The organism is Tropicimonas marinistellae, from assembly GCF_001509585.1.
Lineage (GTDB): Bacteria > Pseudomonadota > Alphaproteobacteria > Rhodobacterales > Rhodobacteraceae > Tropicimonas > Tropicimonas marinistellae.
Genome location: NZ_LNCI01000003.1, coordinates 317,020 through 328,356 on the forward strand (window position 1 = coordinate 317,020; position 11,337 = coordinate 328,356).

General features: G+C 62.6%; 9 protein-coding genes. 8 read left to right on the forward strand and 1 reads right to left on the reverse strand.

Going from position 1 to position 11,337, the window contains the following annotated elements; translation table 11 throughout:
- The first annotated feature begins 44 nt into the window (after positions 1-44).
- The 5 genes from ARC39_RS07720 to rarD all read left to right on the forward strand — a co-directional run bounded on the left by ARC39_RS07720 (position 45) and on the right by rarD (position 5,804).
- Positions 45-1,406 carry a GSCFA domain-containing protein gene (locus ARC39_RS07720; protein WP_068112523.1) on the forward strand — a complete coding sequence of 454 codons (1,362 nt, stop codon included), beginning with the start codon at positions 45-47 and terminating at the stop codon, positions 1,404-1,406.
- A 28-nt stretch (positions 1,407-1,434) separates the two neighbouring features.
- Positions 1,435-3,183, forward strand: a complete 1,749-nt coding sequence (locus tag ARC39_RS07725; RefSeq protein ID WP_068112526.1) for a hypothetical protein — start codon at positions 1,435-1,437, stop codon at positions 3,181-3,183.
- Entirely contained in the window at positions 3,155-3,970 is an 816-nt protein-coding gene (locus ARC39_RS07730) for a class I SAM-dependent methyltransferase (protein WP_068112529.1), read from the forward strand. The genes ARC39_RS07725 and ARC39_RS07730 overlap by 29 nt, the downstream gene beginning before the upstream one ends.
- A gap of 179 nt (positions 3,971-4,149) precedes the next feature.
- A complete protein-coding gene (locus ARC39_RS07740; protein WP_068112534.1) occupies positions 4,150-4,749 on the forward strand; it encodes a superoxide dismutase in 600 nt (199 codons plus the stop codon).
- Between the two features lie 146 nt (positions 4,750-4,895).
- Positions 4,896-5,804 (forward strand): EamA family transporter RarD, encoded by a 909-nt coding sequence (gene rarD, locus ARC39_RS07745; RefSeq protein WP_068112548.1) that lies wholly within the window; start codon positions 4,896-4,898, stop codon positions 5,802-5,804.
- Here rarD and ARC39_RS07750 read toward each other — a convergent pair.
- A complete protein-coding gene (locus ARC39_RS07750; RefSeq protein ID WP_068113235.1) occupies positions 5,726-6,301 on the reverse strand; it encodes an LOG family protein in 576 nt (191 codons plus the stop codon). The two genes, rarD and ARC39_RS07750, sit on opposite strands and share 79 nt — an antisense overlap.
- A gap of 113 nt (positions 6,302-6,414) precedes the next feature.
- Here ARC39_RS07750 and ARC39_RS07755 point away from each other — a divergent pair, with 113 nt between their 5' ends.
- The 3 genes from ARC39_RS07755 (at position 6,415) to ARC39_RS07765 (ending at position 11,261) form a co-directional block, all read left to right on the forward strand.
- Positions 6,415-7,914, forward strand: a complete 1,500-nt coding sequence (locus ARC39_RS07755; protein ID WP_149866347.1) for a LysM peptidoglycan-binding domain-containing protein — start codon at positions 6,415-6,417, stop codon at positions 7,912-7,914.
- Positions 7,915-8,611: 697 nt separating this feature from the next.
- Positions 8,612-10,375 carry an autotransporter outer membrane beta-barrel domain-containing protein gene (locus tag ARC39_RS26130; RefSeq protein ID WP_236545149.1) on the forward strand — a complete coding sequence of 588 codons (1,764 nt, stop codon included), beginning with the start codon at positions 8,612-8,614 and terminating at the stop codon, positions 10,373-10,375.
- 397 nt (positions 10,376-10,772) lie between these two features.
- Entirely contained in the window at positions 10,773-11,261 is a 489-nt protein-coding gene (locus tag ARC39_RS07765) for a GNAT family N-acetyltransferase (protein ID WP_068112554.1), read from the forward strand.
- The last annotated feature ends 76 nt before the right edge of the window (positions 11,262-11,337 follow it).

Here is an 11,337-nt window from a genome sequence, read left to right on the forward strand (position 1 = left end):
TCAATGAGAATGGAGGTCGGAGAGGCCCCGAAAGGCAGAGGCAGATGGCTGAGACAAACTTGGAAAGACTGACCGCGTTGGAGGCCTACAGACGCGCGTCCGGCAACAACCTGCGGCGCTACCCGTCGCCAGACAAGGATGGCGATCGGCTTTATCCCCTCGCGACGCCGCAATCGACGCCCTCATTCACCATGTCGCGCGACGACACGGTCTTCACCATCGGATCCTGCTTTGCACGCAACGTGGAATCGGCCCTGATAAGCGCCGGGATCGAGGTGACGAGCCGCGATTTCGACCTTGGCCCCATTGGTGAGAGCCTCGGATTCGCCGGCAACTTCTTCAACAAGTACTCGATCCATTCGGTGAACAACGAGCTTCGGTGGGCGCTCGACAGGGCGAGTTTCCCGGGCAAGGACGTCCTCTATCCGCTACAGGCCGATGACAGCAAATACAGCGACCTGCAACTGGGGGCCGCCAAGCTTGAGTTCTCCGCCGATGAGATCCTCGCTTTCCGTCATCGCTTTCTCGATGTCATGGCGCGCGCGGCCGAGGCCGATGTGGTGATCGTTACGCTGGGCTATGTGGAGGTCTGGTACGATACGCAACTGGGCATCTACCTGAACGTCGCTCCGCCGCCGCAGCTTGCCCGGAAGCAGCCCGAGCGCTTCGAATTCCGCGTGCTGAGCTACGAGGATGTCCTCGGCGGGTTGCGCGAGCTCTACGAGATTCTCACGCGCTACAGAAGCAAGCCGCTGCGGATGCTGCTGACCGTCTCCCCGGTGCCGTTGCTATCCACCTTCCGCGACGTCGATGTGCTGGTTGCCAACAGCTACTCCAAATCGGTGCAACGCGCGGCCATCGATGCCTTTATCGCGGAGACGGACGGCGTGGATTACTTCCCCTCCTACGAGTTCGTTGTGCTCAGCGATCCGCGTGTCGCGTGGTCTCGCGGGGATTACCGCCACGTTTCCTCAGACCTCGTCGCGCGGATCATGCAATCGGTGCTTGCCAGATACGTTCCCGGCTCCGGGCAACAGGAGGCGCAGGGGGCCGCACCGATGACGGCGGAAGCCCTCGAGGCGTCGGTCCGCATGATGCTCAAGATGAAGGAACACGAGAGCGTGCTGGCGCTCATGGTCGATCACGAGGCGGTCGTTGCAAGCAGCGCGGTCCTGCAGCAGCTTCGCGGCGTGGCGCTCTCTTCTCTCGACCGGTTCGAAGAAGCCTTCGACGCAATGGGTGCCTCCTATGCGCTGGCACCGGGCAACGCGGTGCCGCTGGAGCGCCAGATCGCGTGGTGCCGCAAGCTCGGCCGCAAGGAGGTGGCGCGGGGTTTGCGCCAAGTGCATGTGGCGGCCTTCCCCGACCGGGCGGATTTCCGCGACGGCCTCACCTGGCTCGACTGAACCCGGAGCCCATGTCAGGATTGTGCCCATGACAGCCTACGACCTGAGCGAATTCCGCAGCACCGTGAAGCTGGTCGTCTGGGATCTGGACGAAACCTTCTGGGGTGGCACGCTTTCTGAGGGTGGCATCACCGTGCGCCCTGAAAACGTCGCACTGGTGCGGCGCCTGGCCGAACGCGGTATTGTCTCGTCAATCTGTTCCAAGAACGATTTCGAACAGGCGAAGAAGGCACTGGAAGAGATTGGGATATGGGACTATTTCGTGTTTCCCCATATCGACTGGACGCCCAAGGGGCAGGCGATCCGCTCGATGATCGCCGATATGGGGCTGCGCGACGAGAACGTGCTGTTCCTGGACGACAATCCAATGAACCTCGAAGAAGCGGCGTTCTTCAATGAGCAGATCATGTGCGTGGACGGCCGGCGCGCTCTGAGCGGATTGCTGGACCTTCCGCAACTCGCGGGCAAGGACGACCGGGAATTGTCGCGTCTGGCGCAGTACCGGGTAAACGAGGCGAAGCACCGGGAGCAGGTACAGGGCGATCTTTCCAACGAGGAATTCCTGCGGCAGTCGGACATCCGGCTGAGCCATATCTACGATATTGATGGCAATTGGGAGCGGGTGCTGGAACTCATCAACCGCACCAACCAGCTCAATTTCACCAAGAAACGGGTGGAGACGCCGGAGGCGGAGGCGGAGCTGCGGGAGATGCTGGCGATGCCCGGTGCGCATGCGGCATTGATCCATGTGACGGACCGTTTCGGAGACTACGGATTGGTGGGCTTCTACCTGATTGTGAAACGTGCCTCTGGCGCGCGGCTGGAGCATTTCGCCTTTTCCTGCCGGACGCTCAACATGGGCGTCGAGCAATACGTCTACGACTGCCTGGAGCGGCCGGTCCTCAAGATTGCAGAGCCGGTGGCCAGCGGGCTGGACGCCGCCGCGCCGGTGGATTGGGTACGCGAGGTTGTGCAAGGCGAGGACGATGCGACAGCGCCTGACCGGCGGCTTTGCCTGGTGGGCGGTTGCGACCTGCTACAGATGGCATTCTATTGCGGGGCCAACCGGGACGAATTCGTCAACATTGTCCGCAACGGCATGGTGGTGCGCTACGACGACGTTGGCTTCATCCTGGCCGACCGTGAGGACCCGTCGATCACCGGCTATCGAAACCGGCTGGAAATGTGGAGCCGGGACGAGATGCGGGCCTTCGATGCGGCACTCGGGCAGGCGGACGTGGTTATCCTGTCGCTCTACCAATCGGCGGCGGGGCAGAACTTCTTCACCTTCGGCGGGGCGGAATTCGGTGGCCGGCACCTTATGCACGTGCCCGCGCAGGCAATGCGGACCATTCTTGCCGGTGAGAATGCCGCGTGGTTCGCGAAGAATTTCTACTACCGACGCTACACGCTGGAAGAGAAGCTGACCCTCATCCGCAAGGCCTATGATCGGGTGCTGTCGCTCGTGCGGCCCCGGACCCCCGTGATCCTGATCGGGGCGAGCGAGGTTGGGGCGCGTGCTGACCGGTCGCTGGAAATCCGGCAGGGGTTCAACGCGCTTGGTCGAGAATACGCGTCGGAGCGGGCGCAGGTGGTCCTGGCCGACCCGGCGGAAATCATGGCGCCCGAAGATGTTGTCGATGCAGATCACTTCACGAGAATCGGGTATTTCAAGCTTGCGCAGTTCATCAACGACGCGGCGGCGCAGGGGCAGGGCACACCGGCCGATCAGACAGAGGACGTGCGGAATGCGCAAGATTTTCAACAGGCTGTATGACGAAGATCCCTACGAGGGCGCGCCGCTCGACGATGTCGAGGTCGATATGCAAGGCTGGGGCTCCACCCATTTCTTCTTCCGCGAGATCATCGGGTATCTGAAACCTTCCTTCATCGTCGAAGTCGGAAGCTGGAAGGGCCGGTCGGCGCTGCACATGGCCGACCTCGCCAAAGCCGCTGAGACGCCCAATCTGGAAATATGCTGCATCGACACGTGGCTCGGCTCTCCGGGTGTCTGGGCGCGCAAGGAGCAGGTGGCCGATGTGCTGAAGCTCCGCAATGGCTGGCCCATGCTTTACTTCACCTTCATGAAGAACGTCGTCGAAAGCGGTCATCAGGACGTGATCACGCCAATGCCGATGCCGTCCGACATGGGGGCGCAGGTGCTCAAACGGCTTCGGGCACGACCGGACATGATTTATGTGGATGCCGCGCACGACTACGACAATTGCAAGCGCGATCTGGCGCTCTACTTCGACCTGCTGAGCGATGACGGGATCCTGCTTGGAGACGACTACGAGACCTGGCCGGGCGTGACCCAGGCCGCCGATGAATTCGCCCGCGAGAACGGTCTCATCCTCGTCGGAACGCGGAGTAAGTTCGTGTTGTCCAAGAACATCGATCACGTCCATGCCATGCAGGGCGTTCTGGCAGAGATCGAGGCGCGCCGGGCTCGGGTCGCGGAAGCCAAGGCGCGGGCGGAACAGTTGCGCGCGGGTGACGAGGCGCCGGGCGACGCAGTGGGGCAAAGCACCAGCGAAACCGACGACACGAACCCGGTCCTCTGAGTCAGTCGCTGCGGTGCGGCTCGGGCGGGTGTGAGAACGGGGTGCGCGCGGCGTGAAATGCCGAAACTCCAATCATCTGCAACGCGATCGTGAGACAAGTCCGGACCTGCGCCTTGACGCGGCCACGCGGCACGGTCACATACGGGGCACAGGAAACGCTGCTCACGAAGGATAGTTGCATGGCTTTTGAACTTCCCGACCTGCCCTATGCCCATGACGCGCTCGCCGCGAATGGCATGAGCCAGGAAACCCTCGAGTACCACCACGACCTGCACCACAAGGCCTATGTCGACAACGGCAACAAGCTGATCGCGGGCACCGAGTGGGAGGGCAAGTCCCTCGAGGAGATCATCGTCGGCACCTACGACAAGGGCGCCGTGGCTCAGAACGGCATCTTCAACAACATCTCCCAGTTGTGGAACCACAACCAGTTCTGGGAAATGATGGGTCCGGGCGCGAGCGCCATGCCGGGCGAGCTGGAAAAGGCCATCGTCGAGAGCTTCGGTTCGGTCGACGAGTTCAAATCCCAGTTTTCCGCCGCAGGTGCCGGTCAATTCGGCTCCGGTTGGGCGTGGCTGGTGAAGGATACCGACGGCTCGCTGAAGGTCACCAAGACCGAGAACGGCGTCAACCCGCTCTGCTTCGGCCAGACGGCCCTGCTCGGCTGCGACGTGTGGGAGCATTCCTACTACATCGACTTCCGCAACAAGCGTCCGGCCTACCTCGCCAACTTCCTCGACAAGCTGGTCAACTGGGAAAACGTCGCCAGCCGGATGTAATCGGCGCGACCTTCTTGACGAATTCGCATGGCGGCCGGGTACCTCGGCCGCCATTTTCGTTGCTCGGCCGAGTACGACGTCAGCCGCTTGACCTTTGGCCGCAAGAGGCGTCTTGTCCGCCCGTTGGAAGAGACGGAGCGGCGCCAATGACCGACGTACGAAAAGGAATTCTGGCGATGGTCGGCGCCTGCGTGATCTGGGGCTCCTCGCCGATCTTCTTCAAGGCGCTGTCGCATGTCTCGCCGGCGGAGATCCTGGCACATCGGACGCTATGGGCCTGTCTCTTCTTCGCAGGTGTTTTGTGGGTTCAGGGGCGTTTCTCGCAACTGCCTCAACTTCTGGCGGCGGCACCCGGTCGGGTGTTTCTGGCCGCGGTGATGATTTCCGTCAACTGGTTCGTCTACATCTGGGCCGTTCACGTGGGGCGCGCAATCGAGGCAAGTCTCGGCTACTACATCTTCCCGCTGGTGGCCGTCTTGCTCGGAGCGGTCGTTTTCGGCGAACGTTTGGGCAGGGTACAATGGCTCTCGGTGGGCTTGGCGACGCTAGGTGTTGCGGTGCTGACATTGGGATTGGGTGTTGTGCCCATCGTGTCGCTCGTACTGGCCACGACCTTCGGCCTCTACGGGATGTTCAAGAAACGTCTGGATGCAGGGCCCGTCGTTTCGGTCACGGGCGAGGTCACACTGCTCGCGCCCATAGCGCTGGCATGGATGGGGTGGCTCTATCTCCCAACGGGCGCGTATCCGCACGCGCCGGCGACGTCTGCAATGCTCGTGATATCAGGGGTTGGGTTCACCGCGATCCCATTGATGCTGTTCTCCTACGCTGCGCGTCGGGTACGGCTGGCGACGGTCGGATTGGTGCAATACCTCAATCCGACGCTGCAATTCCTCTGCGCGACGGTGATATTCGGTGAGGTCTTCACCATCTGGCACGCCGCAGCCTTCGGATTGATCTGGGCGGCGCTTGCACTCTACTCCGGGCAGGCGCTGGCCGCTGATAGGGCGGTCCGCAACAAAGCCATGAGCGCGGGAACGTCGGGCACGGTCTGAACGAAGTCAAGCAGACTGCTTTCAGCGAAACCCTGCGTCACAACATGTTTCATGAGCGCGTTCAACGGTGCCCAGTATCCGTTCACATCCAGCAGGATCAGCGGTTTCCCATGCAAACCGAGCTGCGCCCAGGTCAATGTCTCAAAAAACTCGTCTAGGGAACCGGCACCGCCGGGCAAGACGACGATGGCATCGGCATTCATGAACATGACCTTCTTGCGTTCATGCATCGTCTCGGTGACAATAAAGGTTGACAGGTCCCGTTTGCCTACTTCGCGGTCGAAGAGATGGACAGGGATGACGCCGAACGTCTCACCGCCGCCGGCCTGAGCAGTGCGGGCGACGCGGCCCATGAGCCCGATGTCTCCCGCGCCGTAGACGAGCCGCCAGCCTTCGGTCGCGATAGCATGCCCGAGAGCCTCTGCCGCGTCGGCGTACTCGGGGTCGCTCCCATCTCGGGAGCCGCAGTAGACGCAGATGGAAATGGGTTGTGACATCGTTGCAAGACCTTGAGTATACATCGTTTTGACCCCTGATAGCGGGCTTGCTATCTTCGCTCAACCCGCGCAGGGGGTCATGCGGCGGCGTTTGGAGAAAGGTAAAGGGTAGGATGTCGGAAAAAGCAATGCTCGGAGGGGCGGGCGGCGTGGCAGCGGTTGCCGTGGTCGTTGCAGCCGGCGTTGCTTTCGTTCTTCACAGTCTCGCGTTCGATGAGTCGCCGTCGCCGGCCGTCGTCGAAACGTCCGATCGCAGCGCGACTCCTGCACCGAGCGACACGGACGACGGCGAGAATACGCCGGGTTCGGGGAACTTGGACACCGCAATGGTGCAACGCCCTGCCCAGACGGATGAAACAGCGCTGTCACAGGGGCAATCCGCGCCGTCCGCGACGACCGCCGATGTGGCGCAGGAAGCGATCCCGGCCATGCAAGCCGAGGTCGATGCGGATGCATCGGACGGGGCGACTGAGACCGACGGAACCGGATTGCGGGTACCCGAGTTTGCCCACGTTCGGGTGAGCGGCGACGGGCGTGCCGTCGTTTCCGGGCTCGCACCGGCGGGCTTCGACGTGTCGGTGGAAGTGGATGGAGCGGACCTCCACACCGTTTCGGCCGATGGTACCGGACAATTCGCGGCGCTCTTCGACCTTCCCCGCTCGAATGCGGCGCAGGTGCTCTATCTGGTTGCCCGCGATGGCGGGGGGCAGGAGATCCGCTCCGACGAGAGCGTGATCCTGGCGCCTCGACTGGCTGGGCAATCGGGCACCGACGTGGCGCTGGCCGGCGACACGACCCGCGAGGTTGCTCGTGCCGAGGTGGCGGGCACGGAGGTGAGTGTGGACAACGCGCAGGAACTGGAGGCGACCGGCGACGCGGGCGTTGTTTCGGACGCGACCTCTGCCTCCGCCGCCGCGGGGGTGGCAACGACACCGCTGGCCACGGAACGCTCGGATCGACAGGAATGGGAGGCACCCGGCGGGATGCCACCGGCAGAGGTCGTGCCTGCCCACGCGGGCGATGCTCTGGCTCCGTCGGTTCTGTTGGCCGGGCGCGACGGGGTGGAACTCCTGCAGCCGGCAAACGCGATCCCGCAGCGTCTGCATGACCGGGTGGTGGTGGACGTGATCAGCTATTCGGATGACGGCAGCGTGGCGCTGGAAGGCCGCGCGGCAACCAATGTCGACCGGGCCGACCGGGTGCAGGTCTATCTGAACAACCGCCCCGTCCAGTCGGCGCGGATCGCGCCGGACGGCCGCTGGCACCTGCGGCTGCCGGCGGTGAAACCGGGGGTCTACACCCTGCGGGTCGATCAGGTGGCGCCCGACGGGCGGGTCGTGGCCCGCTTCGAGACGCCCTTCAAGCGCGAGGATCCGGCCGAGCTGGCCCGGCTGATCCCGGAGGCGGGGGCGGCGGGGGCCGTCTCGGCCTCGGTCATCACCGTGCAGCCGGGCTACACGCTCTGGGGGATCGCGGCGGACCGCTATGGTGACGGGCTGGAATATGTCCAGATTTTCGAGGCCAACCAGGGGCAGATCCGCGACCCGGACCTGATCTATCCGGGCCAGGTCTTCGAGCTGCCGGAAGGGGCTGCCGACGCGGGGGCGGAGTGATGTCTCACCGTGAGACAGGAGTCCGGGCGTTGATTTCATTGGGAAAAATCTGACGGATTTACCGTTTGTTAGGGATTGTGCGTGGGTGACGCAGGCCAATCGGGGCCGGGAAGCCGCCGCGCGGCGATGCCGCCTGCGTTGGTCAATGCCGAGGGGCATTCCAGTGCCGGGCAGCGCGGGCCGTGGACGCACGCGCAGTCAATTGCTCCAATCACCGAGGTCCGGGCATCGTGGAACGCTCGCTATGGGGACCGTGACAGAGATACGGGTTAGAGGCGGTGACCAAAGCGACCGCGTTCCAACACATCGTGCACTTGAGAGAAGGTCGGTTAAGAGCCCATATCGACCGGTGCTGCGGTCCGGACAGACGGTGAGAACGCCGACGTCGTGGTCCTTCGCTGCAAGAGCAGTATTCCCCCTCGCGCTAAAGTGGCGATTGACAAGGCGAGCAAGGACAGGACGTCCGACGCGGATTTCTCACCGTTCTGCCCGGTAAGACGGCTCCGCCATTGTTCAAGCAAATCAGAACCGATTTGACGCGACCACAGCCGCGTATTCGATCCTCAAACGACCGCCACGTACCGTGGCAACAACTGTGTTGCAAAGGAAACAAGCATGAACGGAAAACGCGACAGGAAATTGATAACCGACCCCGGTCGAAAAAGTCCCGATAGGAACTGTAGAGGGAGGTTTTGCAATGCGTCACTCCATCCTTCATGTAACGAACCTTACAGTTCTCTTATTCACTAGCCTGCCATCCGAAGCCTTTGCGCAGCCCCGTTCGAATTGCAAGAATGATGCCGATTTCGCCTTCATCGGAAAAACCGCGCAGGAAGCGGCGGACGGGTCGCTGATCCCGATCGCATCGTTCTGGCTGAGTTCGGCGACGCAGTCTCCTGAGAACAGGCTCTTCCGGGTCGAGCCGGTGACGGCGGCAATCGACTGGAAGGACGATTTCCGCTTCGACGACGAAGGGCTGCATGTCAGCGTCTCGCCGCTTGTGGCCATAGACAACAACGGCCAGACACACAGACTGTCCGTATTCGATAACGGAGGTTTTTGCCTGGTCGACACCCAGAACCAGAAAGGCGATCTGACCATCGTTCCGGGAGACCCAACCGACCCAACCGACCCAACCGACCCGACGGATCCGACCGACCCGACCGACCCGACGGACCCGACCGACCCGACGGACCCGACCGACCCAACCGACCCGACGGATCCGACCGACCCAACCGACCCGACGGATCCGACCGACCCGACGGATCCGACGGACCCAACCGATCCAACGGATCCGACGGACCCAACCGATCCAACGGATCCGACCGACCCGACGGATCCGACGGACCCAACCGATCCAACGGATCCGACCGACCCAACCGACCCGACAGATCCGACCGATCCAACCGAACCAACCGACCCAACCGACCCGACAAACCCCGAGCCAATCCCCCGCCCGGATCCGGAAGACGTTATTGATGGCATACTGAATACCGGCTACTCGGCCTTCACCCGCGGCTGGATGGCGCGGTCGCAGTCGATCTCCGACCGGATCGTAGACGGCTTCGCCCATCGCTCCGGCCTGCTGCGCGGGCGCGCCTCGGCTCGGCCACAGGTGACCGGCGGTGTCGCCCCGGCGTATGCGGAGACAGGCCCGGTCCTGCCGGATGTCAATGTCTGGGCCTTCGGCAGCGGCTTGCGGGTCGAGGACGACCAGTACGGCACCGATGTCGATGGCCAGTTGCGGGACATGACCTTCGGATCCGACTACCTGCTGCGCGAGGACCTAGTGGTTGGCCTCGCGTTCTCGTGGGAGCACTACGAGGTCGATTCCTACCACGGCTTCGTGCGGACCACGCTCGAATCCTGGTCTGGTGGCCCGTATTTCGGCTGGCAGCTCAACGATACCTGGATCCTGGACGGCTGGCTGGCCTGGGGGCGCGGCGACGGCACGAACAGGATCGACATCCTCGACGGCAATTTCGACGAGCAGCGCACCTTTGGCTCGCTCAACGTGACCGGTTTGTTCGAGCGCGACGGCTGGAACTACCTTCCCAAGGCATCGGTGTTCTACGGCCACTACGAGATCGACAACCTGAACTACAAGGTCGAAACGCCGATCTATTCCGGAAGCATTCCTCGATCTGACCGGGACTTCGACTACGGCGCGCTCGACCTCACCCTGGAATTCAATAAGCCGATCGAACTGGATACGTCGGTTTTCGTGCCCTTCGGCAAGATCGGGCTGCGCCACGAGTTCCAGCAGATCAATAACGGTGAGGTATTGAGCATCGACCTCGAACTCGAGGACCTGCAGGACACCTGGGGCATGGCCGAGATCGGCTTCCGCCAATACCTGTCGAACAACTCCTTTATCGGGGCGACATTCAGCTACGGCGGCATCGGCATCGAGGACGCCGAATACACCCGCGCCGAGATCAATGCGTCGATCTTCTTTTGACGCAGGCGTTCGTTCGCGAGGTACTCTATGAAAGGCCGGAATTGAGCGTTCTCAACGATCGATTATATGCTGCGCCTGCAATGGTCGCTGATGTAATAAGAGTCAGCTCTGCGCAGGAAGCGGTCGCAAAGAGTCTCGCAGATGAACGAATGCTTGGTTCTGCATACCGGCCGAGCGTCTGGTGGCAAGAAATCTTCCTTCCCAAATCCGCCGTTTCCAGCATCACCGGGTCGGGTCGCTTTGAGTTGGCGGCTCGGGTGAGACAGTTCCCCCGGTTAGATCAATACAGGCAGCGCGCCAGAATAACCGCGCCGTTCGCGTCGTGAGGCGTTCCATCGCGATGGTAAGGGTCCGCACCGGCCATACAAGCCGACGGGCAATGTGCTAGATTGCCGGAATGCCGGGGTCCAAACGATACGAGTTTCGCCAAGCGACGATGGACGATCTGCCTCTGCTGATGGCGTGGCAGGCGCAGCTGCATGTGCGGGCGTGGTGGGAGACGGACGCACCCTATGACCGGGAGCAACTGAGCGATCCTCGCGTGGCGCGTTGGATCGTCTGGCTGGATGGTCGTCCGTTTGCGTTCATGCAGGACTACACGGTGCATGGATGGGAGAACCACCATTTTGCCGGTCTTCCAAAGGGCGCGCGGGGGATTGATCAGTATATCGGCGAGCCCGGGATGATCGGCGTCGGGCATGGATCGGCCTTCATCGGGGCGCGGATGCAGGTACTCTTCGACGAAGGCGCGCCGGTGATCGCAACCGATCCGCATCCCGACAACGCGCGGGCGATTTCGGTCTACAGGAAGCTGGGCTTCGACCCTGTCGGGCCGGTCGAAGATACGCAGTGGGGCTTGATCCTGCCAATGGTGGCGACACGGTAGGCGAACCGCCTGGACCCTGCGCTTCCGACCTCCGGCGCGCGCCGCGTCGCGCTTGCCGTGGACCTCCGCCCCGTCC